Here is a 25,725-nt window from a genome sequence, read left to right as displayed (position 1 = left end):
GTCGCAATCCCCTTACGGGGCTCAAGCTCTTGCAACTCTACCCCCCTCAGAACCCCGTCCTGGACGGCACCGCTAGAGGGGGGGGTTGTGAGAAAGATGAAGCTTGGAATATGCACACGGCGAATAACGGGGGTTTTCGGGGGTTTTGGCCGATGGCAAGCCACAGGAGGAAGGGGCGATGAGAAGGGGAAAGCGCATATTCGCCTTCGGCAAGGGGAAAACTGGCTTTCAAGGTCCCCACCCGGAGGTCCGGGTTAGGGGGAGTATAGCACACACCGCAACGTTGGGCCAGGTCAAAATTTCGGTGAAGAAAAGGCTCCCGCACTGAGCTTTGTTTTTTAAAGTTCAAAGAAAGCCAGTTGCATCGTAATTTTGCTGACAAGTATAGCAAAGGCTCGCCCTATCGCCAGAGGTAAAAGGGGGTGTAGTGCCCCCGCCCCAAAAGGGTCCCCTTCAGCCGCTGAGCCTGCACCTCAATCATTTTGCGGAACCCCAAAGGGTGGCTCGCCTCCTCCACCAGGGCGATGAGCCGCTTCCGTCCCTCCTCGTTCAGGTACACGCCGCCGAGCTTCGCTGACCGACGTGGGTACACCCCAAGACCCGTCCGGTCGGATCCCCGTATGCTAAGGGGCGTGGCCGCGCTCGTCGTCTACAAAGGCAAACCCGCCCTCGCGGAGGAGCAGGGGGGCCGTCTGGAGCTCACCCTGGAAGGGGGTGCGAAGCAGAAGGTGCGCCCCAAGGACGTCCTCTTCCTCCACCCGGGCCCCGCCTCCTTGGACCTGAAGGTGCCCGAGGGGGAGGAGGAGGCCGCCTGGGAACTCCTGGAGGGGCAGACGGTGAGCCTTAGGGAGCTCGCCGAGCTGGTCTACGGGGCCTACACCCCGGAGGCCGCCTACGGGGCCTACCTCCTTGCCCAAAGGGGGGAGCGCTTCGTCCTCGAGGGGGAAGGGGTCCGGGCCCGCACCCGGGAGGAGCTTCTGGCCCTGAAGGAGGCGGAAAGGAAGCGGCTAGAGCGGGAACGGGCCTTCCAGGAGGCCCTGAAGCGCCTAAAGGAGGGAAGCCCCGCCCCCGAGGACCGCCCCCTCCTCGCCGAGGTGGAGGCCCTGGCCCGGGGGGAGAGGAAGGAAAGCCCCGTCCTCCGGGCCCTGGGCCTCCCCGAAACCCCCGAGGCGGCCCACGCCTTCCTCCTCCGCCTGGGGCTTTGGCAGAGGGAAAACCCCCACCCAAGGAGGCTCGGCCTTCCCCTCCAGCCCCCGGACCTCCCCGTCCCTCCCCTCCCCGAGGAGGACCGGGTGGACCTCACCCACCTCCCCGCCTTCGCCATAGACGACGAGGGAAGCCAAGACCCCGACGACGCCGTCTTCGCCGAGCGGGTGGAGGGGGGCTTCCGCCTCTTCGTCCACGTGGCCGACGTGGCCGCCCTCGTCCCCCCCAAAAGCCCCCTGGACGAGGAGGCTTTGCGCCGGGGGGCGAACCTCTACCTGCCCGAGGGGACGGTGCCCATGCTCCCCCCCGCCGTCACCGAGGCCCTCGGCCTGGGCCTAAGGGAGGTCTCCCCGGCCCTCACCTTTGAGCTGTGGGTCTCGGAGGAAGGGGAGCTTCTGGAGGAGCGGGTCTACCCCTCTTGGGTGCAGGTGAAGCGCCTCACCTACCGGGAGGCCCTGGGGGTAGAGGCCCTGAGGCCCCTGGAGGCCCTGGCGGAGGCCTTCCGGGCGAAGCGCCTCGCCGCGGGCGCCTTGGAGATCGCCCTCCCCGAGGTGAAGGTGCGGGTGGAGGGGGAGGAGGTCCGGATCACCCCCCTGCCCCCCTACCCAAGCCGCGTCTGGGTGCGGGAGGCCATGCTCCTCGCCGGGTACGCCGCGGCCCACCTGGCGGTGCGGGAGGGGCTTGCCTTCCCCTTCGCTGCCCAGGAGGCCCCCGCAAGGCGGGTGGAGGGGGAGGGGCTGGCCGCCATGTGGGAGCAGCGGAAGGCCCTGAGGCGGGCCCAGCTCAAGGCGGTCCCCGCCCCCCACAAGGGCTTAGGCCTTCCCCTCTACGCCCAGGTGACGAGCCCCCTAAGGCGCTACCTGGACCTGGTGGCCCACCAGCAGCTCAGGGCCTGGCTCAAGGGGGAAAGGCCCCTCTCCCAAAGCGAGGTCCTGGAAAGGGTGGGGGCGGCGGAGGCGGTGGCCGACCTGGTGCGGGAGGCGGAGCGGAAGAGCAAGCTCCACTGGACCCTCCTCTACCTCCAGGAGAAGGGGTACGAGGGGCCCGGCGTCCTGGTGGAAAGGCGGGGAGGGCAAGGGGTCTTCCTCCTCCCCGAGCTCGGGCTTTCCGCCCAGGTGGCCCTCCCCCAGGCCCTCCCCCTAAACGCCGAGGCCCGCCTCCGCTTCCTGGAGGCGGACCTCCCGGCCCTCGAGGCCCGCTTCGCCCTCGTGTAGCTACATGTGCTCAATCAGGGCCCGGCCGAACTCGCTGGTCTTGAGGAGGGTGGCGGGCTTCCCCTCGGCCTGGAGGAGGCGGTGGAAGTCGTAGGTGACGAGGCCCTTGGCGATGGTGCGCTCCATGGCCTGGAGGATGAGGTCCGCCGCCTCGTTCCAGCCCAGATAGCGGAGCATCATCTCCCCGGAGAGGATGACGCTGGAGGGGTTCACCTTGTCCTGGCCCGCGTACTTGGGCGCGGTGCCGTGGGTGGCCTCAAAGACGGCGTGGCCCGTGCGGTAGTTGATGTTGGCCCCGGGGGCGATGCCGATCCCCCCCACCTGGGCGGCGAGGGCGTCGGAGATGTAGTCCCCGTTGAGGTTCAGGGTGGCGATCACCGAGTACTCGTCGGGGCGGAGGAGGATCTGCTGCAGGAAGTTGTCGGCGATGACGTCCTTGATGACGATCTCCCGCCCCGTCCTGGGGTTTTTCAGCACGTGCCAGGGGCCGCCGTCCAAGGGCACGGCGCCGTACTTCTCCCGGGCGAGGGCGTAGCCCCACTCCCGGAAGGCCCCTTCCGTGAACTTCATGATGTTGCCCTTGTGGACCAGGGTGACGCTGGGGAGGTCCTCCTTGATGGCGTACTCAATGGCCGCCTCCACCAGGCGCTCCGTGCCCTCCTTGGACACGGGCTTGAGGCCGAGGCCGGAGGTCTCGGGAAAGCGGATCTTGGCGTAGGCCTTGGGGAACTCCCGCTTGAGGAAGTCCAGGACCTTCCTCACCTCCTCGCTCCCCGCAGGCCACTCAATCCCGGCGTAGATGTCCTCGGTGTTCTCCCGGAAGATCACCATGTTGACGAGCTCCGGGTGCTTCACCGGGCTCGGCACCCCCGGGAACCAGCGCACGGGGCGCACGCAGGCGTAGAGGTCCAGCTCCTGCCTCAGGGCCACGTTGATGGAGCGGATCCCGCCCCCCACGGGGGTGGTGAGGGGGCCCTTGATGGCCACCAGGTGCTCCCGGATGAACTCCAGGGTCTCCTCGGGAAGCCACACGGGTTCCCCATACACCTGGTTGGCCTTCTCCCCCGCGTAGATCTCCACCCAAACGATCCTGCGCCTTCCCCCGTAGGCCTTCTCCACGGCGGCGTCTAGGACGGGCTGGGCCGCTCTCCAGATGTCGGGGCCGGTGCCGTCCCCCTCAATGAAGCCGATGAGGGGCCGGTCGGGGACCTGAAGGACCCCGTCCTTGATGGCGATCCTCTCGCCCTCCTCCGGGATGCGGATGTGCTTGTAGGCCATACCTGACCTCCGGGGCATAGCATACCCCTTCCCCGGGGGAAAAGTGTCCTAGACTTGGCCTATGCCGGACGTGGTCGTGGTGGGGGCGGGAATCGTGGGGGCGGCCTCGGCCTACCGCCTAGCGGAAAAGGGGCTTAGGGTCTTGGTCCTGGAGAAGGAGGCCACCTACGCCCAAGGGTCCACCGGCAAGAGCGCCGCCGGGGTGCGGGTGCAGTTCTCCGAGCCCTTGAACGTCCTCCTCTCCTACCGTTCCATCCTGGAGTACCGGGAGATCCCCGAGGCCGCCTATCGGCCCATCGGGTACCTCTTCCTGGTGCCCGAGGCCCAGGCCGAGGCCCAGGAGGAAGCCCTAAGGGTGCAGAAGGCCCTGGAGGTCCCCGTGGAGAGGCTTTCCCTGGCGGAGGCCCAAAGGAAGGTGCCTTTTAGGGAGGAGGGCCTGGCCTACGCCACCTTCGGCCCCATGGACGGGACCATAGACCCCCACGGGGCCACGGCTTACTACCTCCGGGAGGCGAGGCGGCTTGGGGCGGAGGTGCGCTTTTCGGAAGCCCTCCTCTCCGCCCGGCGGGAGGAGGGGCTTTGGCGGGTGGAGACCCCGAAAGGGCGGTACGAGGCCCCTTTCCTCCTCCTCTGCACCGGAGCCTGGACGGGGGAGGTGGGAAGGCGTTTGGGCCTGGAGATCCCCATTTACCCGGTGCGCCGCATGGTCTTCGCCACCGCCCCCACGCCCTTCCCCCACGCCTTTCCCCTCACCGTGGACCTGGCCACGGGCTTCTACTTCCGCTCTGAGGGAAGCCGCCTCCTCTTCGGCCGCTCCAACCCCGAGGAGCCCCCGGGCTTCCGGGAGGGGATGGACTGGGGGTGGCTTGGGCCCACCCTCGAGGCGGGCCTCGCCCGTTTCCCCTTCCTGGAGGGGCTCTCCCTAGACCGGAAGGCCAGCTGGTGGGGCTACTACGAGGTGACCCCGGACCACAACCCCATCCTCGGCTTCGTGGAGGAGGGGCTTCTTTTGGCCGCGGGCTTCTCGGGGCACGGGGTGCAGCAGGCGGCCATGGTGGGCCGCCTCATGGCGGAGGAGGTGGCCTTTGGGAAGGCCCGAAGCCTGGACATCGCCCCTTTCCGCCTGGAGCGCTTCCGGAAGGGAAGGCATCTTCGGGAGAAGGGCATCGTGTAGAATGGGCCAGTCCCTCGGGACGGAAAGGAGATTCCTGTGCGGGCGTTTCTTGCGGTATTGGCGGTGCTGGGCCTTGCCTTGGCCCAGGGCGTGGTCAAAGGCCTCACCCCGGCCGAGGTGGAAAGGGTGCTCAAGCAGGCGAACCTTGCCTACGAAAAGACGGAGGCCCAGGAGTTCCGTCTGGAGATGGCGGGCTTGACCAAGGTCTGGCTTTTCCTGGACTACTGCCAGGAGGAGCGGTGCGGGGTCCTGACCCTAAGCGCCGGGTTCACCTTGGACGAGGTGCCGGACCTCGAGGCGATCAACGCTTGGAACCGGGACCGCCGCTTTAGCCGGGCGTTTTTGGGCGAGGATGGGACCGTGTGGGTGGAGTCCGACCTGGACCTCACGGGCGGGGTGAGCCTGGGGGCGGTGGCGGCCTTCTTGGACCTATTCGCCGAAGAAATCCTTCCTGACTTCATGGACCACATTGGCTTTGAGCCTTGACCGCTCGGGAACCCTCCCCTAAGATGGGGAGTGCCTGGCGCCTGGCGGCGTAGCTCAGGTGGTCAGAGCACACGACTCATAATCGTGGTGTCGTGGGTTCGAGTCCCACCGCCGCCACCAGGAGGCCCCGCCACAAGGGCGGGGCTTTTCTTTGATAAACTGGAAGGACGGGCCCGGGATCCCCCCGGTTGCCCTTGGAGGCGTATGCGCGCGCACATCATCACCTTCGGTTGCCAGATGAACGAGTACGACTCCCACCTGGTGGCGAGCGAGCTCGTGAGCCTCGGGTGGGAGCTCGTGGACTCGGTGGAGGAGGCGGACTTCGTCCTGGTGAACACCTGCGCCGTGCGGGGCAAGCCCGTGGAGAAGGTGCGCTCCCTCCTGGGCCAGCTCCGCAAGGAGAAGGAGCGCCGGGGCCTCCTCATCGGGATGATGGGGTGCCTGGCCCAGCTGGACGAGGGCCAGCAGATGGCGAAGAAGTTCGGGGTGGACATCCTCTTGGGCCCCGGGGCCCTCACCTCCTTGCCCGAAGCCCTGAAGGCCAACGAGAGGTTCTTTGACCTCACCTTCCGGGAGGACGTCCTGGACTACATCCCCCCGCCTCCCAAGGGGGCGCTTTCCGCCCACGTGACCATCATCCGGGGGTGCAACCACCACTGCACCTACTGCATCGTCCCCACCACCCGCGGCCCCGAGGTCTCCCGCCACCCTGACCTCATCCTGAGGGAGATTGAGCTCCTGAAGCAGGCGGGGGTGGTGGAGGTCACCCTCCTCGGCCAGAACGTGAACTCCTACGGCAAGGACCAGCCGGGCTTTCCCTCCTTCGCCGAGCTTCTGCGCATGGTGGGCGGGATGGGCATTCCCCGGGTGCGCTTCCTCACCAGCCACCCGGTGAACTTCACCGACGACATCATTGAGGCCATCGCCGAAACCCCCGCCATCACCCGCTACATCCACCTGCCCGTGCAGTCGGGCTCCGACCGGGTGCTCCGCCGCATGGCCCGGGAGTACCGCCGGGCCCACTACCTGGAGAGGATCCGGAGGATCCGCGAGGCCCTTCCCGATGTCGTGCTTTCCACCGACATCATCGTGGGCTTCCCCGGGGAGACGGAAGAGGACTTCCAGGAGACCCTTTCCCTCTACGACGAGGTGGGGTACGACCAGGCCTACATGTTCATCTACTCGCCCCGCCCCGGCACCCCCGCCTACAAGCACTTCCAGGACCTGCCCCGGGAGGTGAAGGTGGAGCGCCTCCAGCGCCTCATTGAGAAGCAGAAGGAGTGGAGCTACCGCAGGAACCTGGAGTGGGTGGGGAAGACGGTGGAGGTGTTGGTCCGGGGCGAGGCCAAGGAGGAGGGCTTTGTGCAAGGGCACGACCGGGGGAACCACCCCGTGCTCGTCCCCGCCGCCCAGGCCCCGGTGCCGGGCCTCTACCAGGTGGAGATCAAACAGGCCACGCCCCACCTCCTCTTCGGGGAGGTGGTGGGGGCGAAGGCCCCGGCCCCCATCCCCCTGCCCGTGGCCTAGGAGGCGGGCGTGGCGAGGCTTCTTCCCCTCTTCGCCGCCGCCACCCTCTTCCTCCTCCTCTTCGCCGCCTTCCGCTTCACGGGGCTTGGGCTCCTCCTCGCCCTTTTGGGCGGGGCCTTGGGCTACTTTGGGCTAGGGCGGTGGCAGGGGCGCCTCCTCGCCCAGGGGCCTTCTCCCCAGGCCCTGGAGCGGCTCGCCATGAAGGAGGCCTGGCGGCGGGGGGGGCTTCTAAGGCCCCAAGACCTCGCCCCCTTCCTCCCCGAGGCCGAGGCCAGGGCCCTTCTTGAAGGGCTTGCCCAGAGGGGCCTCTGCCGGAGGGAGGGGGAAGGCTTCCGGTTTTGAGCAGTGGGGGCACGCCATCCGTGCGGGTAAATGGTGCTGAAGGAAGCCGAGGTGGTGGTCCTGGGGGCCGGGGTGGCGGGCCTCGTCCTCGCCCGGCGCCTCTTGGAGCGGGGCCTGCGGGTCCTGGTGGTGGCCGAGGCCCTGGGGGAGGCGAGCCGCCCCCCCGTGGCCCTGGTGAACCCCCTTAGGGGAAAGCGCTTCACCTTGGCGGAGGAAGGGGAAAGGGCCTTGGAGGCGGCCCTCCTCTTTTACGGCCGCTTCGTCCCCCTCCACCTCGGGGTCTTCCGCCCCGTGCCCGAGGCCGACCGGGCCAAGGTGGCGGGGAGGCTTTCCGGCCTCAAGCACCGCTGGGAGGGGGAGGGGGTGCTTCTGGAGGAGGCCTTTTGGCTGGAGCCGAGGCCCCTCCTGGCGCGCCTCGCCGAGGGGCTTCCCTTCCTTTGGGGTCGGGTCCTCGCCTGGGAGCCTCCCCATCTGGTCCTCGAGGGCGGCGGACGGGTCAGGGGGGAGGTGATGGTCTACGCCGGGGGCGGCCGGGGGGCGCACCTTTTGGGCCTTGGGGGGCGGCTCATCCCGGGGCTCGTCCTCACCCTTTGGGACTACTTTCCCCGGGCCCTGAGCTACCGGGTCTACCTGGCGGGGGCGGCCCTCGGGGGGAGCTACCTCCCGGGAGAGGAGGGCTACCGCCTCCTGCCCCCCACGGAGGGGGAGGTGGAGTGGCTTCTCCAGGGGGCCGAGGCCCTTGTGGGCTACCGCCCCCGGGTGGCCTCCCTTTGGCGGGGGGTGCGCTTCCGCCTCCCCGGGCCCCACCTCTTCCCCGTGGAGGGCGGCTTCGCCCTCACCGGGCTCGGCTCCACGGGCTTTCTTTACGCTCCTCTCCTCGCGAAAAGGCTTGCCGAAAGGCTTTAGACTGGGGGCGTGTACTCGGGAGCGGTGCTTGCGGGGGGGGCCTCGAGGCGCTTCGGGGAGGACAAGGCCCTTTTCCCCTACCGGGGAAAGCCCCTCCTCCTCTGGGTCCTGGAGAGCCTGGAGGGGGCAAAGGAGCGCTTCATCGTGGCGAACCGCCCCTACCTGGGCTTCGGCGTTCCCGTCTACCCCGACCTCCTCCCGGGGGCGGATAGCCTCTCCGGCCTCCACTCCGCCCTCGCCCATGCCCAACACCCCTGGGTGGCGGTGGCGGCCACGGACCTCCCCTTCCTCACCCGGGGCTTCTGGGACTTCCTTTGGGAGAAGGCCCGCGCCTCCCCCCACCCCGTGGTGGTGCCCTGGAACCCCGAGGGGCACCTGGAGCCCCTCATGGCCCTTTACCACAAGGACTGCCTGCCCCAGGTGGAGCGGCAGATCCGGGAGGGGGACTTTCTGCTGCGCCGGGTGATGGAAACCTTAGGGGCCACCTATGTCCCGGCGGAGGAGGTGGTGGCCCGCTTCGGGCGGGGGGTTTTCCTCAACGCCAACCGGAAGGAGGAGCTCCCTTAGTCCCGCACCCGGATGCGGGCGGTGTGGACCAGGGTGCCGTCCAGGTAAAGCTCCAGGGTATAGGCCCCGGGGGTTTTAGGGGCCGGGAGGCTTCCCCGATAGGTGAGGTCATCCACCCGTTCCAGGGGAAGGATGAGGGGGCCGAGCCGCACCTCCACGCGGGAGGCCCGGCGCAGGAGACGGGCCTCGAGGCGCACCTCCTCCCCGGGGTCCAGGAGGGCTGGGGTGGCGGTGAGGGTGGCCAGGGGGCCGGGGCGCAAGGGGAGGAAAGCGGAGACCTCGGCCTCCTCGCTTCCCCGAAAGGCCCGCACCCGGATTTCCAGCCCGCCTTCCCCCGCCACGGGGAGGTAGGCCCCGTAGAGGCCTTCTCCCGCGGGCTCCAGGGGGTAGGTCTGCCCGCCCACCTCCGCCACCACCCTCTCGGGCTTCCCCTGGACCTCCACCCACAAGGGAAGCTCAGCCCCCGGGGGCAGGGCGGGAGGGAGGGGCCTTAGGACGAGGCCTAAACTCTCCTCTGTGAGGGTCTGCACCACCTCCCGCACCACTGGCCTGGCGGCCAAGACCGCCTGGGGGAAGGGCCCGGGGGCGAGTTCCAGCACCAAAGGCTCCCCAGGTTCCTGGAGAGAACCCAGGCTTTTTGGGTCCAGGCTCAGGGTGTACCGGCCCGGCAGAAGGCCTCCCACCGTGAAGTTGCCCCGGCCATCGGCAAAGGCGGTGCGGGCCTCGGGGCCTCGGAGGAATACCCGGGCGTAGGGAAGGGGAGGTTCCCCCTCGTCCCGCTGGCCGTTGCGGTTCTCGTCCAGGTAGACCTGGCCTTGGAGGCCTACCACGGTTTCCATGGGAAGGTCCAGGGGCAGAGCACGCCCCCGCTCCACCCGGGCTTCCACATTGCGCCTCAGGGCCAGGGTGGCCTCGAGGCCGCCCACCTCCAGCCGGTAGCTTCCCGGGTAAAGCTCCAGGCGGTAGCGCCCGTTGCCGTCCGCCACCGCCTCCAGGGCTCCCACCCTCACCCGGGCGCCAGGGAGGGGGGGCTCGTCCAGGTTGCGCACCCCGTCCCGGTTGCGGTCGTGGAAGACCACCCCCTCCACGTAGCCCGTGGCCCGGCCCCCGAAGGCCTGGACCACCTCCTCCGGGGTGTTGAACCCTCCCTTGAGCTCCAAGACCCCCAGGGCCTGCCAGGAGAGGTCCCCCTGGCGGTAGCGGGCGGCGAGGCCCAGGCCAAACCCCTCGGGCAAGCGGTAAAGGAGGGCCCCCTGGGCCTCGGGAAAGCCCTGGTCCAGGTCGTAGCCCAGCTGGAGGCTTCCCTCCAGGTCCTCAAAACGCGCCTCCCCCGCCAGGAGCAGGGTGCGGCCCGAGGGGGTCAGGTTGAGGGCGGTCCGCACGCTGAAGTCCCGCTCCCTGTAGCCGAGGTAAAGGGTGGCGCTGGACCCTGTGGGCTGCGAGGCCAGACCGCCGCCGAACTCCAGGCCGTCCAGGCGCACCCGGAGGCCCAGGTCGGCCGTCACTCCCCCCTGGTAGCCTAGGCCCGCCTGCAGGCTCAAGGGGAGGGTGAGGGGTCGGAAGGTGAGGCCAAACCTCCCCCCCACGCCCTGGCCCGCCCTCACGGAGAGGCTTGCCCGGACCTCCTCCGTGAGGGTGGCCCCCCCTTCCAGGCTCCCTTGCCAAACGCCCCCTTGGTAGGCCACCTCTCCCTTGAGGCCGTAGGGCTCCTGGGAGCGGGTGGCCCCTCCCAGGCGGAAGGCCATCCCCCCCAGGTACTCCAGGCGCCCAGCGAGGCTGAAGGCGCGGTCCTCCAGCCTGGCCTCCAGGCCCCCTCCCGCGCGCACTTCCTCCGGGCTCGCCCGGCGCCGGAGGGCGAGGTAGGGGGTGAGGGTGAGGCCTCCTTCCCGCAGGGCGTAGCCCAGGTCCAGGCGCTGGGCCGAGGCGCTCAGGGTTAGGGCCAGGCGGGCGGGGCCCTCCTGGTAGAGGGCCCCCAGGGTGGGGGCCACGCCGCCGAAGGCGTAGTAGGCCTGCAGGGGGCCCCACTCCCCCTCGAGGCGCAGGTAGTCCCCATACCCTCGGAAGCCCAAGGCGAAGCCCTCTCCCCTTAGGGAGGCCTCCCCCTTCACCCCCTCTTGGCTCCACTCCAGGCCGGAGGCCAGGCCCACGTAGTCCGAGAGGCTTCCGGAAAGCCCCAGGGCCACGGCGTAGCCCAGCTTCCCTTCCCCGTAGGCCAGGCGCAGGCCGAAGCGGTAGCGGAGGGCGTTCCGGCCCAGGCTCTCCGCCCCCGCGAAGGGGAGGATGGTGGTCTCAACGACCCCGTAGGCCCGCACGCTCGGGTCCAGGCTGGAGTAGGCCAGGACCGTGGCCGTGTCCCGGTTCCGCCCCGTGAGCTTGAGCTCCAGGGGGATTTCCCTGGTTTCCCCAGGCTCCAGATCCACCAGGGCCCCTTCCAGGCGGTAGGGGAGGAGGGTGCGCACCTCCAGCCGCACCCGGTCGGGAGCGTTCCCGGTGTTCTCCAGGAAGAGGGTGTAGGTGAGGGTCTCCCCCTCCACCCCCGTGGCCCCCGGCGGAACCTTGAGGCGCAGGCCCGCTTCGGGCAGAACCCGTACCCGCACCTCCCGGCTGGTGCGGGCGTCCCGCACCCGCACCACGTACTCCCCGGCCCGGGCCTCTGGGCGCACCAGGAAGTTGAGAAGCCCCTCCCCTTCCACCTGGCCCGTGAGGGGGAGAAAGGCCTCCGGGGCCTCGGCCGCCACGGTGCCCTCTCCCCGCACGGGGATGGAGAGGAAGCCCCCCCGTTTGGCCTCCAGCCCTTCGGGGGCCTCCAGGGCCAGGGCGACCCCTAGGAGGAAGGGGAGTAGGGTCCGCATCCTAAAGCCGGCTCAGGCTGAAGACCAGGCTTCCTCGGTAAAGCCCGGGAGCCTCTTGCCCCGTGAGGACCAAGCGGAACTCCAAGAGGTGGCGCCGGTACCCTCCCGAAGGCCCGCTTCCCGTGAGGAGCACGGTGCGGGGGCCAAGGGGCGTCCAGGGGCCGCCGTCCACCCGCACCTCCAGCTGGCTCGGAGAAAGGAGCTTGCCCCCTTCCGCCACCAAGGGCTCGGCCAGCACCTCCACCGCCCAGCCCCCCTCCACGTTGCTGAACACGTTCAGCACCAGGGGGCCGGAGGGGGTGGTGGGGGCGTAGGCGTAGGGGAAGCTCGGCGGGGGGTAGGCCCCTTGGGCCAGGTCAAAGACCACCTCCTCGGCGCTCAAGGTGAGGGCGCTTCCCTCCGGGAGGTTCACCCCCACCGGCACCTGGGCCAGGGCCAGGAGGCCCAGGCCCCACAACCAGATAACCCTGCGCAAAGGCCACCTCCTCTAGCGCACTTCCAGCCGGGCCTCCCCGGCGATGAGGCTCGCCTCCCCGTAGTCCAGGACCGCCAGGACCACGTAGCGCCCAGGGGGGAGGGGCTTCTCCAGGGGAGCGGGGACCTCGTGGGTGGCCCCGGGGAGGCTTGCGGTCTCGGGCACGGCGGCCTGGACCACCGCCTTCCCCTGGGCGTCCCGCACCTCCACCCGCCCCTTGAGGCGCATGACCCCCGTGCCCGTGTTCTGGAAGACGATGCGTAGGCTCGCCCCTTCCCGCCCCGCAGGGGGCTGGTACCGCACCCCCTGGATGCGCCCGGAGCGGACCACCCGGCCCACGTCCACGTAGACCACGTGCCCCACCCGGGTCCGCACCCGGATGCCGATGCCCTCCCTGCCCTCCTGCCCCTGGCTGGGGCCGGACTCAAAGAAGACGATCCCCCAGTAGGTCCCGTCCTTGGCCTCCGGGGGCACCTGCACCGTGTAACGCACCTCCTGGCTGGCCTGGGGCTGGAGGAGGAACTCCAGGGGGGTCACGGAAAGCCAGCGCGCCAGGCTACGGGGGTGGCTTCCCGGGTCCAGGTAGAGGGGGGCCCCGTCGGGCTTCAGGAGGACATCCGAGAGGACCACGCTCACCCTTAAGGTGCCCTGGCGGCCCGGGTGGTCCACCACCACCGTCTGGGTGGCGCTGGCCCCCGGGGCCAGGGGCAGGAGCACCCGGGGAGGGCTTACCCCCACCCCGGTCTGGGCCTGGGCCAGGGAGAGGAGGAGGGCTAGGGAGAGGAGTTTTCTCATGGCCGGAGTTTAGCGGGAAAACCCCCCGGGGGAAAGCCCCCGGGGGGGCAGAGGGCCTTAGAGGGCGGCGAGCTGGAAGAGGAAGTTGAACTCGTAGGTGCCCGCCACTTCGCTTCCGTCAAACCAGAAGGCCTCGGTGATGAGGTCGTCCAGCCAGCCGGGGAGGCGCTCGCCCAGGACCTTGAGGAGCTCCAGGGGGTCGCCGTCGTCGTTGACCCCGGGGGTGATGGCCACAAAGCGGCTATGGCCGATGTACGGCGCCTCGTCCAGTACGCCGAGCTTGCCGTAGGTGGAGTTGCCCAGGGTGCGGGTCACCTTGAGGTCCAGCTCGCAGCCCTCCCTGTTGTTGCAGAACTTCTGGAGGACCTTCTGGTTGAGGCAGATGAGGGTGCCCTTCTCTTCGTCCGAGATGCTCCCGTCGCCGTCAAGGTCCTTGATGGCGGGGTAGGTGTCCATGGGCTCCAGCTCGCCCGCCAGGGCGTCGTTGACGGCGTCCTCGAGGGTCCCCGCGTACCCCTTGGGCACCAGGAAGCACCCTTCCTTGGTGTCAGGATCGCCGAGAGGAGGACTATTCAGGTCCAGGATCCACTCGTCCTCCGTGAGGTGCAGGGCCACCCGCTGGGGGATGGTGAGGTTGATGCGCTCGGTCACGCTGGCCTCGTCCGACCCCACGTCCACCACCTCGCCCGCCAGGGCCACCCCCAGGAGGAGGGCCAGGGCGCTCAGGGAAAGGAAGAGCTTCTTCATCGCTCACCTCCTTACATGCCCGCCAGGGTGAAGGTCACGTCAATGGTGTAGCTGCCGTCCAGCTCGCTCCCGTCAAACCAGAAGGCCTCCACGATGAGGTCGTCCAGCCAGCCGCCCGTGGGGCCGCTGTCCGAGGCCACCACGACGGGCCCGTAGGGGAGGCTGTTGGTGGCAAAGCCCCCCATGGGCACGTGGTCGATGAGGTCGGCCAGGCCGAAGTAGCCGAAGCCGCTTGTGGGCGTGCCCGTGACCTGGACGGAGAGCTGCCAGCCTTCGGGGTCGTTGGAGAACTTCTGCAGCACTTTCTGGTTCACGCAGATCAGGGTGCCCTTCTCGTCGTCTTCCAGCTTCCCGTCTCCGTCATAGTCCTTGGCCGCAGGGTAGCTCCCGATGGGCCGGAAGACGCCGCCACTCAGGGCGTAGCTAATGAGGTCCGCGGGCGTGCGCACGGCCTTGGGCACCAGGTAGCACCCCTCGGCAGGCGGCCGCGGATCGCTGGGATCAAAGACGTAGTCCGAGGGCGCCTCCGGAGGGCTATTCAGGTCCAGGTTCCACTCGTCCTCCGTGAGGTGGAGGGCGTAGCGGGGCGGGATGATGACCCGCACCTTCTCCTTCACCGCCGCCTGGTCGTGGTTGTCGTCGTAAAGCTCTTCCACGTCGCCGTCCAAGTCCCCTTCCGAGGGGAAGCCCACCTGGGCCATGGCCACGCCCGTGGCCAGGGCCAAGGCCAGGAGCCAGAGGATGTGCTTCTTCATGGTTCACTCCTTTCCGCGTAGGTTGCCCGGTCGCCTAGAGCCTGAAGCCGCCTACAGGAGGGTCAGGGTGTAGACCAGCTGACCCTCGTACTCGCCCGGAACCTCGGAGCCGTCCAGTCGGAGCTTGATCCCCAGGGTCACCGACTGCCAGCCCCCCGGGTGGTCCAGGACCTCCTCCAGGAGCACGCCCCCCTGGGGCCCCGCGGGCGCGGGGCAGAGGTGGGAGGGGGGGTGGTCCCAGTCGGGATGGTAGGCCAGGCACTTCCAGTGGGGCGTGGGGGGCACCCCGCCCCGGCCCGTGAGGATGGAGTGGACGGCGAAGTGGCTCGCGTCCAGCACCGCCCCTTCCGGGCTCGTGGGCTCCACCTCAAAGGCCACCTCCAGGGCCCAGCGGGGGCTTTGGGTGAAGACGTGGAGGCGCATGGAGGGGTGGACGAAGAACTGGGGGAAGCGCTTGGACCCGGGGACGACCCGGCCCTCCCCGTCCAGGAGGTAGGGGGGGTAGGGGCGGCCGTCCTCGTCCAGGAAGCGCCCGTCCCCGCCGTAAAGCCCCGCGCAGTGGGGGGGCACGGGCCCCAGGGTGGCGCAGCGGAGGTCAAAGACCACCACCGGGTCCCGCAGGCAGAGGCTGGGGTCCAGAGGGTTTCTTGGGCAGTAGGGGGGCTGGGCCGGGCTTCCCCCACCCCTTCCCGCCCAGAGGACCCCCTGGCGCGCACCGCCTGGGCCGAGGTCCGGGCCCTCCAACCAGAGGGCCGCTCGCTCGGGGATGTTGACCTCTATCCGCACCGTGGCTTGGGGACCCACGGCTCCCACGAGGAGGGGCAGGAGCGCCGCAAGCCCTAGGGTCCCAAGCCTCATCCTTCTCACCTCCCTTACGGAAGCGAGGTTAGGCCAGGGGGTGTGAAGGGAGCGTGAAGGGGGTTTGGTCGTTTTTCACAGGGGTTTGACGACTGTGCGTTAAACTTCATGGCAAGAGGGCTGCGGGTTTTCACGCCTCTTTAACGTCGGGCTTAACGGAGGTGGTCCATGGTGCCCGTACGGCTTCCCCTATACGGCCCTGCCCGGGCGGAAGGCCCCATGGGGCCCCTGCCCCTAAGGCGGAAGGCCTTGGGGGTCCTTTACTACCTCGCCCTGGAAGGCCCTACCCGCAGGGAGAAGCTTGCGGACCTCCTTTGGGGGCACGGGGCCGCCTTGCAGAACCTGCGGGCCGAGCTCACCCACCTCCGCACCTTCTTCGGCAAGGAAGCCTTCCGGGGCCCCGTGCTCGCCCTGCCTCCCGGGGTGGAGCTGGACCGCACCCCGGTGGGGGGTGAGGCGCTGGAGGGCCTCGAGGACCTCTCGCCCCTCTTCGCGGACTGGGTCCAGGGCTTGCGGGCCCGCCTGTCCCCAGACGTGGAGGCCGTGTCCTTCCCCGAGCGGCTGAAGGGGGTGCGGCCCCCCGCCTTGGTGGTGCTCATCGGTCCCCCGGGCTCGGGGCGGGAGGCCTTGGCCCAGGCCTTGGCCGCCCGGTTGGGCCTGCCCTTCCGGCGGGGTATGGGCCAGGGGTCAGGGGTGTTCTACTTCGGTGAGCCCTTGCCCCCCAAGGAAGCGGCCTTTTCCCTTTCCCCTGCTCCGGGCCAGGTGGTGGTGGTGGCCCGGAGCAGTTTCGGGGAGGACCCCGCCTTCCTCCTGGTCTTGAGGGCGCGGTTTCCTGCCGCCCTCACCGTGGTGGAACGCGTGCCCCGCCTCCCCTGGGAGGAGGCCCGGAAGGGCCTCCTGGCCCGCCTGCCCTTCGCCGAGGCCGCCCGCTTTTACCTGAGGAGCGGGGGCCGGGTGGAGGTCTTGCAGGAGCTCCTGGCCCTGGCCAACCCCGAGGCCCTTCCCCAGCGGATTCGGGCCATGGTGGCCCTCGAGGCCCGCTACCTTCCCCAGGAGGTTCGCCGGACCCTGGAGGTCCTGGCCCTCCACCCTGGCCCTTGGCCCGAGAAGCTGGCCCAGGCTATGGGGTGCGCGGAGGCCCTGGACGAGCTGGAGCATCGGGGTTGGTTCCTCCTTCGGGAAGGGCGCTATCACCTGAGCGAGCCGCAGTTTCGCCCCTACTTGGCCGCGGGTCTGGCCGAGGGGGAGCGCTTTCGCATCCATGGCCGCCTGGCAGAGGTCTTCCGCGACCTGGGGGATCCGGTGGCCGAGGCCTACCACCGCCTCCAGCAAGGGGAGGGGGTGGACTACGCGCGCCTTGAGCGGGAGCTCAAGGGGTGGCGGCGGGCGGTGGTCCTGGGCCTGAAGCCTTCCACCCCACCCCCCGCCGTGAGGGTGGGGTGGAGGCGGGCCCTGGGCGGCCCCCGCGAGGTCCAGCTGGTTTCTTTGGACGGGGAAAGGGCGGAGGAGGTCTTGGAGCTGGAAGCGCCCAGCGTGGTGCACCTTGCTGGCCTAGTCTACCAGGAGCTTCCCTTTGGGCTTGGGGCCAGCCTCGAGGCCTTCCCCTTGCGCTTGCGCTCAGGAGAACGGGAGGTCTGCTTCCTTCCGGGCCAGGCGTGGGGCCATTTCTTCTGGGGCACGGTTCTTCCCCAAGAGCCTCTGGATTACCGTTTCCTCCTGCCCTCGGGGCGCTACTTCCTGGAACTCGGCACCCCCGGAATCGCCTCCTTGCGCTTGGCCGTGGCCGAGGTAACCCCCGGAGCCCAGGAGGCCCTGGTGCCCCTGGGCGTGCCCGTGGAGTTCCCCTAGGCCCCCGCCCCCGGCTGGGGCCTCTCGGCGGAGAGGGGGGGCGGCGGAGGGGGGAGGAGGAGGAGCCTCAGCACCTCGCCCACCTCCTCCACGAAGGTGACCTCCAGGTCCTTGAGGATCTCCTCCGGCACCTCCTTGAGCTCGGGGGCGTTCTCCTTGGGGAGGATCACCCGGTGGATCCCCGCCTGGTGGGCGGCGAGGAGCTTTTCCTTCACCCCGCCGATGGGGAGGACCTTGCCCCTTAGGGTGATCTCCCCGGTCATGGCGATGTCCATGCGCACCGGGCGGCCCGTGAGGGCGCTGGCCAGGGCGGTGGCGATGGTGATCCCCGCCGAGGGGCCGTCTTTGGGGGTGGCCCCCTCGGGGACGTGGATGTGGAGATCGTAGTCCTTGTGGAAGCCCTCCGGGAGCCCCCACTCCTCCCGGTGGGCCCGGAGGTAGGTGAGGGCGGCGTGGGCCGACTCCTTCATGACCTCTCCCAGGTTCCCGGTGAGGTTCACCTTGCCCGTGCCGGGCACGGCCACGGCCTCAATGGTGAGGAGGGTGCCCCCGTAGGGGGTCCAGGCCAGGCCCTGGGCCGCCCCCACCTGGGGGGCCTTCTCCGCCCGGTCGGGGCGGTACTTGGGGACGCCCAGGTAGGCCTCGAGGTCCTCGGCGTCCACCACCTTGACCCCTTCCCAGGGCCTTTCCAGGTAGTCCTTGGCGGCCTTCCTGGCCACCTTGGAAAGCTCCCGGTCCAGGTTGCGCACCCCGGCCTCCCGGGTGTACTCCTGGACGATGCGGTCTATGGCCCGGTCGGTGATCTCCAGCTTCCCTTCAAGCCCCGCCTCCTTCACCTGGAAGGGCCAGCGGAAGTGGCGGGCGATGGCGCGCTTCTCGGGCAAGGTGTAGCCGGGGATCTCAATGACCTCCATCCGGTCCAGAAGGGGCCTCGGGATGGTGGAGAGGGTGTTGGCCGTGGTGATGAAGAAGACCTTGGAGAGGTCGTAGGGCACGTCCAGGTAGTGGTCGGTGAAGGTGTGGTTCTGCTCGGGGTCCAAGACCTCGAGGAGGGCCGAGGCCGGGTCCCCCCGCCAGTCGGAGGAGAGCTTGTCAATCTCGTCCAGGAGGAAGACGGGGTTCACCACCCCCACCTGCTTCATCCCCTGGATGATCTTGCCCGGGAGGGCCCCGATGTAGGTGCGGCGGTGGCCCCGGATCTCCGCCTCGTCCCGCACGCCCCCCAGGGAGATGCGGTGGAAGCGGCGGTTCATGCTCCGGGCGATGCTCCGCCCCAAGGAGGTCTTGCCCACCCCCGGAGGCCCCACGAAGCAGAGGATGGGGGCGTGGCCCTTCACCTCCTTCCCCTGGGTGAGCTGGCGCACCGCCAGGTACTCCAGGATGCGCTCCTTGACGTCCTTCAGGCCGTAGTGGTCCTCGTCCAGGACCCGCTTGGTCACGGAGATGTCCAAGACCTCGGGGTCGGCCTCCGTCCAGGGCACGTCCAGAAGCCAGTCCAGGTAGGTGCGGCTCACCGTGGCCTCGGGGGAGCCCGGCTGCATCTTCTCCAGGCGCTTGAGCTCCTTGAGGGCCTTTTCCTTCACGGGCTCGGGCATGCCCTTCTTCTCTATGCGCTCGCGGAGCTCCTCAATCTCCGTGAGGAAGTCCTCCCCGCCCCCAAGCTCCCGCTGGATGGCCTTCATCTGCTCCCGGAGGTAGTACTCCCTCTGGTTCTGGTCCATCTGCTCCTTGACCCGGGCGGCGATCTTCTTGTCCAGCTCAAACCGCTCCAGGTCGCGAAGGAGGAGGGCCAGCACCCGCTTCAGGCGCTCCTCCACCTCCGGGGTCTCCAGGATGGCCTGCTTCTCCTCCAGGGGCCAGGTGGCGTGGTGGGCCACGAGGTCCGCCAGGATGGCGGGGTCTAGGGTGCTCTTGATGGCCTCCTGCTGGTAGCGGTCCAGGCGCAGGGTCTTGTGGCCCTGCACGTAGCGCTCAAAGGCCTCTTGCACCTCCCCTACCAGGACCCGGGCGAGGCTTGGGTCCTGCAGGGGGGGCTCCGGAATCACCTCCCCCACGGCCCGGAGGTAAGGGGCGGCCACGTAGGAGAGGAGCCGGGCCCGGTTCCTGGCTTCCACCATCACCTGCAGGGTGCCGTCGGGCAGGCGCATGGCCTGCTTGACCACGGCCAGGGTGCCCACGGCGTAGAGGTCCTCCGGGGTGGGGTCGTCCACCTCGGGGTCCTTCTGGGCCACGAGGAAGATGTACCGGTCGGCGCTTAGGGCCTCCTCCACGGCCCGCTTGCTCTTGGCGCGGCCCACGTCCACCCCCGTGGTGGTGTGGGGGAGGATGACGGTGTTCCTGAGGGGCAAAACGGGGAGTTCTAGGCGCAAGGCGTCCTTCATCTACCCCCATGATACCCGGGCGGCCCGGCGGCCATGGGGCCCACCGCCACAAAGGCCTAGAGGCCCAGGGTGAGGGTGGCCTTGAGGTTCTTGAAGGTGAGGGTGAGGCCGCCATTAGGCAGGCCCTGGACCATGGCCCCAAGCCAAAGCCTTCCCTCCTGCACCCCCTGGGTCAGCTTCTCCCCCTTGAGGGAAAGGGGGGCCGAGGTTCCGGCAAAGCTCGCGCGGCCTATGGGCCCGTCCTCGGGGCCCAGGGCGCAGGCGTAGGCGTACCCGCCCAGGGCCAGGCAGTTCTCGTCCTGGGCGGGGTCTTTCGTGCGGGCGTAGAGGTCCAGGGTCAGGAAGAGGGGCTGGCTGGCCTCGAGGGTGCCCGTGACCTGGACGTCCTTGAGGACGCCCCCGGGCGGGGGGAAGCTCTGGGCCTGGGCGGGGTAGACCACCCGGCCCAGGGTGCCCCCCAGGGCGGGGAGCTGGACGGTCTGGTCGGGGAGGGGGATGGTGAAGCTGACGGAGCAGGCGGCAAGGAGCCCGGCTAGGGCCACGAGGGGCCAGAAGACTCGCCTCACGCGGCCATTCTAACCCGGACGCGGGCGGCAAGGGGGTAGCATGGGCCTGTGCACCGCCTCCTCTTCGCCTTAGACCCCGAGACCGCCCACGAGCTCACCTTGGGCCTCCTCGCTCTCTGGTCGGAAAGGGGGCCCTTGCTGGAGGTTCCCGCGAGGCTTCTTCGGGTGGAGGACCCCCGCCTCCGGGTGGAGGCCTTTGGGGTCTCCTTTCCCAACCCCCTGGGCCTCGCCGCGGGGATGGACAAGGACGCGAGGGCCCTCGGGGCCTGGTGGGCCCTGGGCTTCGGCTTCGCCGAGGTGGGGACCCTCACCCCGAGGCCCCAGGAGGGCAACCCGAGGCCGAGGCTTTTCCGCCTGGTGGAAGACCGCGCCCTCATCAACCGCATGGGCTTCAACAACCGGGGGGCAGAGGAGGCCGCCACGCGCCTAAAGCGCTTCCGCCAGAGGGGGCTTCCCCTGCCCATTGGGGTCAACCTGGGGAAGAACCGGGACACGCCCTTGGAGCGGGCGGCGGAGGACTACCTAAAGGCCCTCCGCCTCCTGGAGCCTTTTGGGGACTACTTCGTCCTGAACGTGAGCTCCCCCAACACCCCAGGGCTTCGGACCCTCCAGGAAGGCCCCTTCCTGGACGAGCTCCTCGCCCGCCTCCGCCCGGCCACCCCCAAGCCCCTCCTCCTCAAGGTGGCCCCGGACCTCTCCCCCAAGGCCCTGGACGAGGTCCTCGCCCTGGCCAAGAAGCACCGCCTCCAGGGCCTGGTGGCGGTGAACACCACCCTCGCCCGGGAGGGCCTAAAAAGCCCTCTTGCTCGGGAAGCCGGGGGGCTTTCGGGAAGGCCCCTGAAGGGGAGGGCCCTGGAGGTCCTCCGCCATCTGGCCCAGGCGGAGGGGCTTGCCCTGGTGAGCGTGGGGGGCGTGGAGACGCCTTTGGACCTCTGGGAGCGGCTCAAGGCCGGGGCGAGCCTGGTCCAGGTCTACACGGGCTTCGTCTACGGGGGCCCCCTCTTCCCCAGGAGGCTCCTCCTGGGGCTTCTCCGCCTCATGGAGGCCGAGGGGGTTTCCTCCCTGGGGGAACTTCGCCGCTCGTGAGCCGGGGTCCGGGCTCCCATGGGGGTGCAAGCCCGTATGGGGTTCAGACGGTGAGGAGGCAGCCCGCCTCGAGCTCCAGTTCCACAGGGGAAACGTAGCGTGAGGCCCCATCGCGGCGCAGGTGGAGGACGAGAAGGGTGTAGGGGTCAAAGACCACCACGTCCTTCACCCCCTGGGAGAGGTAGAAGCGGGGGCCGATCTCCAGGTCCTTGGCCTCGTAGCCCCGGCTCACCACCTCCACCACCGCCTCGGGGAGAAGGGTGATGGCCTCGTCCAGCTCCTCGGGTTCCCGGCAGAAGATGGCGATGTCGGGTCTTTTGTAGGAGCCGTCGGGAAAGCGCACGTAGACGTTGGCCACGTGGACGCAGGCGCAAGGGGCGCCTTCCTTGGGCCGGAGGCTTTGCCGGATCCGGTCCACCGCCTTCTGATGCCGGTAGGTGGGCTGGGCCTCCCAGAGGGGAAGCCCCCCCACCCACTCCAGCCTGAGGCCGATGGCATCCGCCTCCAGGAGCTTCTTCAGCACGCCCCTATTTTAGCGCCTCGTGGACGATCCGCCCCGCCACCAGGGTGAGGACGGGCCACCCCCCGAGGACCCATCCCGCCCAGGGGGAGTAGCGGGCCTTGGAGGCGAAGGCCCTGGGGTCCACGGGGCGCTCCTTGGGGGAGAGGAGGACGAGGCTCGCCTCGGCCCCCTCCTCCAGGTGGAGGGGGGGAAGGCCCAGGACCTGCCTGGGGCCGTCGGTGAAAAGCGCCACGAGCCTCGGCAGGGGAAAGCCCCGCTTCAGGTGGAGCTCGGTGTAAAGGAGGGGGAAGGCCACCTCGAGGCTCGGGATGCCGAAGGGGGCCCTTAGGAGGTCCATTTCCTTCTCCGCCAGGGTGTGGGGGGCGTGGTCGGTGGCGATGGCGTCCAGGGTGCCGTCAAGAAGCCCCTCCACGAGGGCCTCCTGGTCCTCCCGGGTGCGGAGGGGCGGGGCCACCTTGAAGAGGGGGTCAAAGGCCTTTAGGGCCTCTTCCGTGAGGGTGAGGTGGTGGGGGGTGGCCTCGGCGGTCACGGGAAGCCCGGCCCGCTTGGCCTCCCGGAGGAGTTCCAGGCCCCGCTTCGTGGAGAGGTGTTGGACGTGGAGCCTGGGGGTGGCCTGGCTTCGCCTTAAGGCGTAGCGCAGGACCTCGAGGTCCCGGGCGATGCGGGCGGCCTCGGCCTCCGGGGGGTTTCCGGGAAGGCCCAGGAGGTCCGCCAAGGGCCCGTCGTTCATCACCCCATTTCGCCTTAAGCCCGCGTCCTCGGCGTGCACCGCCACGGGGAGGCCTAGGGGCGCGGCCATGAGGAGCCCCGCCGCCAAGACCCCGGCGTCCTCGTTGGTGCGGCCGTCGTCCGTGAGGAGGACCGCCCCCGCCTCCCGGAGAAGCCCCGCCGGGGCGAGGTGCTTCCCCTCCTGGCCCAGGGTGAGAGCGGCCGCGGGGTGGAGCCTTGCGAGGCCCAGGGCCTTGGCCTTCTCCTTGAGGGCCCGCACCGCCTCCGGGGTGTCCACGGGGGGCTTGGTGTTGGGCATGGAGACGAGGTCCGTGTACCCCCCCCGCACCGCCGCGAGAAGCCCCGAGAAGAGGTCCTCCTTCACCTCCTCCCCGGGCTCGCGGAGGTGGGCGTGGAGGTCTAAAAACCCCGGGGCGAGGAAGCACCCCGTGCCGTCCACCACCTGCTTCGCCTCGCCGCCTTCCAGGGAGAGGATCCTCCCTTCGCCGATGAGGACATCCGCGGGGCCCCGCTCGCCCCGGGCGTCCACCAGCCGGACGTTGCGGATTAAGATCATGCTTTCTCCCTTCCCACCAAAAGGTGGTAGAGCACCGCCATGCGCACCGCCACCCCGTTTTGCACCTGGCGGTTCACCAGGCTCCTCGCCGAGTCCGCCAAGCCGCCCTCCAGCTCCACGTCCCGGTTCATGGGGCCGGGGTGGAGGAGGGGGGCTTGGGGCTTGGCCCGGGCGAGGCGCCTTTCCGTCACCTGGTAGCGGGCGATGTAGTCCTCGAGGTGGACGAGCCCCGCCTCCATCCGCTCCTTCTGGAGCCTGAGGACCATGACGGCGTCCGCCTCCTCCAGGGCCTCCTCCAGGTGGGGGGTGAGGTGGACCCCGGGGAGGCTTTGGGGGAGGAGGCTCGGGGGGCCGGCGCAGAAGACCTGGGCCCCGAGGAGGGGAAGGAGCTCGGCGTTGGAGCGGGCCACCCGGGAGTGGAGGATGTCCCCCACGATGGCGACCTTCTTGCCCTCTAAGGTGCCCAGGGCCTCGAGGAGGGTGTAGGCGTCCAGGAGGGCCTGGGTGGGATGGGCGCGGCGGCCGTCCCCCCCGTTGATCACGGCCCCCTTCACCCAGCGGGTGGCCTGGTGGGGCACGCCGGCGCTGTCCGCCCGGATGACGTAGGCGTCCACCCCCATGGCCTCGAGGGTGAGGAGGGTGTCCTTGTAGCTTTCCCCCTTCTGGAGGCTGCTCGTTTGGGCGGCGAAGGAGACCACGTCCGCGGACATGCGCCGGGCGGCGAGCTCAAAGGAGATGCGGGTGCGGGTGGAGGGCTCAAAGAAGACCGTGGCCACGGTGAAGCCCTGGAGGGCGGGGACCTTCTTTACGGGCCGCTCCAGGACCTCCCGCATCACCCGGGCGGTGTCCAGGAGGCTTTCCACCTCAGGCCTGTTCCAGCCTTGGAAGTCCAGGAGGTGCCTCATGCCTCCTCCCTTTCCCAAAGCTCCACCCGGTCCTCCCCGTCCACCTCCACCACCTTGACCTTCACCACCTCGTTCCGGGAGGTGGGGACGTTCTTCCCCACGAAGTCCGCCCGGATGGGAAGCTCCCTATGCCCCCGGTCCACGAGGACCGCGAGGTAGATGCGCCTTGGCCTTCCCAGGTCCATGAGGGCGTCTAAGGCGGCCCGAGCGGTGCGGCCCGTGTAGAGGACGTCGTCCACCAGGACGATGGCCTTCCCCGTGAGGTCAAAGGGGATCCGGGTCTCCCGCACCTGGGGCCTGTAGCCGATCTCCGTGAGGTCGTCCCGGTAGAGGGTGATGTCCAAGACCCCCACGGGCACCTCCTTCCCCTCAAACTCCGCGATGAAGCGGGCGATGCGGTGAGCGAGGGGGATGCCCCGGGTGTGGATCCCCACCAGGGCCAGGCCCTCCGTCCCCTTGTTGGCCTCCACGATCTCGTGGGCGATGCGGTAGAGGGCCCGCCGCATCTCCTCTTGGTTCATGAGCTCCGCCTTAAAGCGCACCGGCCACCTCCAAAAAAAGGCGGAGGCCAAGGCCTCCGCTCCTTCCCTTCCTTTCGGGCCGCTTCCTCGTTTCTCGCATCTTTCCCCCTTTCCGGCCTCGCGGGACCGGTTTAAAGGCCAGCCCTACCTTACACCCGGCGCCCCGTCCGGGCAAGGGGAACCCCGCCCGAGGAAGGCCTCGGGCGGGGAGCCCGGGCGCGGGGTTAGGCCGTCTTGGGCTTCTCGCGGGCCACGCTCAGGGCGAGGAGGCCCACCAGGAGCCCGGAGCCGGTTGAGCCCGTGAAAAAGTGTTTGAAGTTACCTTCCTGCACGGGCGTACCGCCACCCCGTCCAGACGAGCACGGCGGCGAAGACGAGCCGCAAGGCGCCTTCCGGGAGGATGTGGGCGAGCTCCCCCCCTAGGAAGGTGCCCACCAGGACCCCGGGCACGAGGCCTAGGGCGAGGTCCCGGTCCACGTTCCCCAGGCGCAGGTGGGTGTGGGCGCCCACCAGGCTCGCCGGGACCATGGCGAGGAGGCTCGTCCCCTGGGCGGTGTGCTGGGGCATCCCCAGGAGGAGGACCATGGCCGGGACCATGATCGTCCCCCCGCCCACCCCCATCATCCCCGAGAGGAAGCCGGTGAGGCTTCCGGCGAGGAGGAGGGCGAGGTCCTGGAGGAGTTCGCCCCGCACCAGGCCGAGGGGGGCGAGGTAGGGCCTGAGGAGAAGGAGGAAGCTCACGGCGATGAGGAACCAGCCGAAGGACCGCTTGAGGTTGTTCTCGGAGAGGCCGTGGGCGAAGCGGGCGCCGAAGCGGGCGGTGAGGATGGCGGTGAGGGCCAGGAAAAGCGCGGCCTTGGGGGCCAAGGAGCCCTGGAGGCTGTAGGTCAAGGCCCCCACGAGCCCCGTGAAGAAGACGGCCACCAGGCTCGTGCCGTGGGCCTTGTGCTGGGGAAGCTTGAGAAGCCCCACCATCAGGGGGATCATCACCGTGCCGCCGCCTAGGCCCACGAGGCCGCCGAAGACCCCGCCGAGGAAGCCGACGAGAAGGCCCATGGCGCCTATACTAACCCAAGTTGCTACCCAGCCATCTTCTGGGTCAGGAGACTGATGTTATGGGCCAGGACGAAGGTGAGAACTTTGATGACGAAACCCTCCTGGGTCACGGCGTGGATGCGCCTGGGGAAGAGGTGATGGAGCATGCTCCCCACCGTCTCCACCACCCTCCGCCCCACGATGGCCAGGTACTGCATCCAAGGGAGATACCGCCGGCTGTTCCTCCTGCGGATGACCATGGGAACAACCTCCTGGGCCTCCCGGAGGAGGTCCTCGTACAGATGGCTCTCGTACCCCCGGTCCAGGTAGAGCTCCGCCCCCTCGGGAAGGTCCAGGGGAAGGAGGAGAAGCGAAGCGAGGTCGTGGAAGCTC

At 69.4% G+C, this 25,725-nt stretch carries 24 protein-coding genes, 1 tRNA gene and 1 pseudogene; 10 read left to right on the top strand and 16 right to left on the bottom strand.

Features of this window, described 5'->3' with window-relative positions; genetic code table 11:
- Positions 1 to 400: 400 nt before the first annotated feature.
- Positions 401 to 559, bottom strand: coding sequence for a hypothetical protein (locus tag BLP62_RS10600; protein WP_420918356.1), 159 nt, complete (start codon positions 557 to 559; stop codon positions 401 to 403).
- A 61-nt stretch (positions 560 to 620) separates the two neighbouring features.
- On the opposite strand from BLP62_RS10600, the gene BLP62_RS10595 reads away from it, so the two are divergent.
- Positions 621 to 2,420 (top strand): RNB domain-containing ribonuclease, encoded by a 1,800-nt coding sequence (locus BLP62_RS10595; protein WP_093008327.1) that lies wholly within the window; start codon positions 621 to 623, stop codon positions 2,418 to 2,420.
- Here BLP62_RS10595 and icd read toward each other — a convergent pair whose 3' ends face one another.
- Positions 2,421 to 3,698: an NADP-dependent isocitrate dehydrogenase gene (gene icd / locus BLP62_RS10590; protein WP_093008326.1), complete on the bottom strand. Its 1,278-nt coding sequence runs from the start codon at positions 3,696 to 3,698 to the stop codon at positions 2,421 to 2,423.
- Positions 3,699 to 3,759: 61 nt separating this feature from the next.
- On the opposite strand from icd, the gene BLP62_RS10585 reads away from it, so the two are divergent.
- From BLP62_RS10585 to BLP62_RS10555, 7 genes are all read left to right on the top strand, one after another.
- Positions 3,760 to 4,872 carry an NAD(P)/FAD-dependent oxidoreductase gene (locus tag BLP62_RS10585; RefSeq protein WP_093008325.1) on the top strand — a complete coding sequence of 371 codons (1,113 nt, stop codon included), beginning with the start codon at positions 3,760 to 3,762 and terminating at the stop codon, positions 4,870 to 4,872.
- Positions 4,873 to 4,908: 36 nt separating this feature from the next.
- Positions 4,909 to 5,358 (top strand): YbjN domain-containing protein, encoded by a 450-nt coding sequence (locus BLP62_RS10580; protein ID WP_093008324.1) that lies wholly within the window; start codon positions 4,909 to 4,911, stop codon positions 5,356 to 5,358.
- Between the two features lie 43 nt (positions 5,359 to 5,401).
- Positions 5,402 to 5,478, top strand: a tRNA-Met gene (locus tag BLP62_RS10575).
- An 84-nt stretch (positions 5,479 to 5,562) separates the two neighbouring features.
- The gene (miaB, locus tag BLP62_RS10570) at positions 5,563 to 6,885 is read left to right on the top strand and encodes a tRNA (N6-isopentenyl adenosine(37)-C2)-methylthiotransferase MiaB (RefSeq protein ID WP_093008323.1); all 1,323 of its coding nucleotides are present in this window, start codon (positions 5,563 to 5,565) and stop codon (positions 6,883 to 6,885) included.
- A 9-nt stretch (positions 6,886 to 6,894) separates the two neighbouring features.
- Entirely contained in the window at positions 6,895 to 7,227 is a 333-nt protein-coding gene (locus BLP62_RS10565; protein WP_093008322.1) for a hypothetical protein, read from the top strand.
- Positions 7,228 to 7,260: 33 nt separating this feature from the next.
- Positions 7,261 to 8,133 carry an FAD-dependent oxidoreductase gene (locus BLP62_RS10560; RefSeq protein WP_093008332.1) on the top strand — a complete coding sequence of 291 codons (873 nt, stop codon included), beginning with the start codon at positions 7,261 to 7,263 and terminating at the stop codon, positions 8,131 to 8,133.
- Between the two features lie 9 nt (positions 8,134 to 8,142).
- The gene (locus BLP62_RS10555; RefSeq protein WP_093008321.1) at positions 8,143 to 8,700 is read left to right on the top strand and encodes a molybdenum cofactor guanylyltransferase; all 558 of its coding nucleotides are present in this window, start codon (positions 8,143 to 8,145) and stop codon (positions 8,698 to 8,700) included.
- Here BLP62_RS10555 and BLP62_RS10550 read toward each other — a convergent pair.
- From BLP62_RS10550 to BLP62_RS10525, 6 genes are read right to left on the bottom strand one after another with little or no spacing between them, the layout of a single operon-like run.
- Positions 8,697 to 11,552, bottom strand: coding sequence for a hypothetical protein (locus BLP62_RS10550; RefSeq protein ID WP_093008320.1), 2,856 nt, complete (start codon positions 11,550 to 11,552; stop codon positions 8,697 to 8,699). The genes BLP62_RS10555 and BLP62_RS10550 overlap by 4 nt on opposite strands.
- Before the next feature lies 1 nt (position 11,553).
- Entirely contained in the window at positions 11,554 to 12,027 is a 474-nt protein-coding gene (locus BLP62_RS10545) for a hypothetical protein (protein ID WP_241374259.1), read from the bottom strand.
- 12 nt (positions 12,028 to 12,039) lie between these two features.
- Positions 12,040 to 12,822: a fimbrial biogenesis chaperone gene (locus BLP62_RS14415; protein ID WP_093008319.1), complete on the bottom strand. Its 783-nt coding sequence runs from the start codon at positions 12,820 to 12,822 to the stop codon at positions 12,040 to 12,042.
- Between the two features lie 57 nt (positions 12,823 to 12,879).
- Positions 12,880 to 13,569 (bottom strand): hypothetical protein, encoded by a 690-nt coding sequence (locus tag BLP62_RS10535; protein WP_093008318.1) that lies wholly within the window; start codon positions 13,567 to 13,569, stop codon positions 12,880 to 12,882.
- An 11-nt stretch (positions 13,570 to 13,580) separates the two neighbouring features.
- Positions 13,581 to 14,324, bottom strand: a complete 744-nt coding sequence (locus tag BLP62_RS10530) for a hypothetical protein (RefSeq protein WP_093008317.1) — start codon at positions 14,322 to 14,324, stop codon at positions 13,581 to 13,583.
- 51 nt (positions 14,325 to 14,375) lie between these two features.
- A complete protein-coding gene (locus BLP62_RS10525) occupies positions 14,376 to 15,182 on the bottom strand; it encodes a hypothetical protein (RefSeq protein WP_093008316.1) in 807 nt (268 codons plus the stop codon).
- 168 nt (positions 15,183 to 15,350) lie between these two features.
- On the opposite strand from BLP62_RS10525, the gene BLP62_RS10520 reads away from it, so the two are divergent.
- Positions 15,351 to 17,030, top strand: a complete 1,680-nt coding sequence (locus tag BLP62_RS10520) for a hypothetical protein (protein WP_093008315.1) — start codon at positions 15,351 to 15,353, stop codon at positions 17,028 to 17,030.
- Here BLP62_RS10520 and lon read toward each other — a convergent pair.
- Together lon and BLP62_RS10510 are read right to left on the bottom strand one after the other, a co-directional pair.
- On the bottom strand, positions 17,027 to 19,411 hold the full coding sequence (gene lon, locus BLP62_RS10515; protein ID WP_093008314.1) for an endopeptidase La: 2,385 nt from the start codon (positions 19,409 to 19,411) through the stop codon (positions 17,027 to 17,029). The two genes, BLP62_RS10520 and lon, sit on opposite strands and share 4 nt — an antisense overlap.
- A gap of 56 nt (positions 19,412 to 19,467) precedes the next feature.
- Entirely contained in the window at positions 19,468 to 19,977 is a 510-nt protein-coding gene (locus BLP62_RS10510) for a hypothetical protein (RefSeq protein WP_143004355.1), read from the bottom strand.
- Positions 19,978 to 20,025: 48 nt separating this feature from the next.
- Here BLP62_RS10510 and BLP62_RS10505 point away from each other — a divergent pair, with 48 nt between their 5' ends.
- Positions 20,026 to 21,063 (top strand): quinone-dependent dihydroorotate dehydrogenase, encoded by a 1,038-nt coding sequence (locus BLP62_RS10505; RefSeq protein ID WP_093008313.1) that lies wholly within the window; start codon positions 20,026 to 20,028, stop codon positions 21,061 to 21,063.
- A gap of 43 nt (positions 21,064 to 21,106) precedes the next feature.
- Here BLP62_RS10505 and BLP62_RS10500 read toward each other — a convergent pair whose 3' ends face one another.
- The 6 genes and pseudogenes from BLP62_RS10500 to BLP62_RS10475 form a co-directional block, all read right to left on the bottom strand.
- On the bottom strand, positions 21,107 to 21,586 hold the full coding sequence (locus BLP62_RS10500) for a Uma2 family endonuclease (protein ID WP_093008312.1): 480 nt from the start codon (positions 21,584 to 21,586) through the stop codon (positions 21,107 to 21,109).
- A gap of 4 nt (positions 21,587 to 21,590) precedes the next feature.
- The gene (locus BLP62_RS10495; RefSeq protein ID WP_093008311.1) at positions 21,591 to 22,871 is read right to left on the bottom strand and encodes a dihydroorotase; all 1,281 of its coding nucleotides are present in this window, start codon (positions 22,869 to 22,871) and stop codon (positions 21,591 to 21,593) included.
- Positions 22,868 to 23,776, bottom strand: coding sequence for an aspartate carbamoyltransferase catalytic subunit (locus BLP62_RS10490; protein ID WP_093008310.1), 909 nt, complete (start codon positions 23,774 to 23,776; stop codon positions 22,868 to 22,870). Before BLP62_RS10490 ends, BLP62_RS10495 begins: the two co-directional genes overlap by 4 nt.
- Complete coding sequence (gene pyrR, locus BLP62_RS10485; protein WP_093008329.1) at positions 23,773 to 24,318, bottom strand: bifunctional pyr operon transcriptional regulator/uracil phosphoribosyltransferase PyrR; 546 nt, start codon at positions 24,316 to 24,318, stop codon at positions 23,773 to 23,775. The genes BLP62_RS10490 and pyrR overlap by 4 nt, the downstream gene beginning before the upstream one ends.
- A gap of 297 nt (positions 24,319 to 24,615) precedes the next feature.
- On the bottom strand, positions 24,616 to 25,353 hold the full coding sequence (locus BLP62_RS10480; RefSeq protein WP_093008309.1) for a sulfite exporter TauE/SafE family protein: 738 nt from the start codon (positions 25,351 to 25,353) through the stop codon (positions 24,616 to 24,618).
- 23 nt (positions 25,354 to 25,376) lie between these two features.
- Positions 25,377 to 25,725: pseudogene (locus tag BLP62_RS10475) on the bottom strand (IS982 family transposase); the annotation flags it as partial.

It is taken from the genome of Thermus arciformis (assembly GCF_900102145.1).
GTDB lineage: Bacteria > Deinococcota > Deinococci > Deinococcales > Thermaceae > Thermus > Thermus arciformis.
The sequence above is the reverse complement of the archived record's forward strand: the minus strand, read 5'-3'. Positions and strand labels throughout refer to the sequence as shown.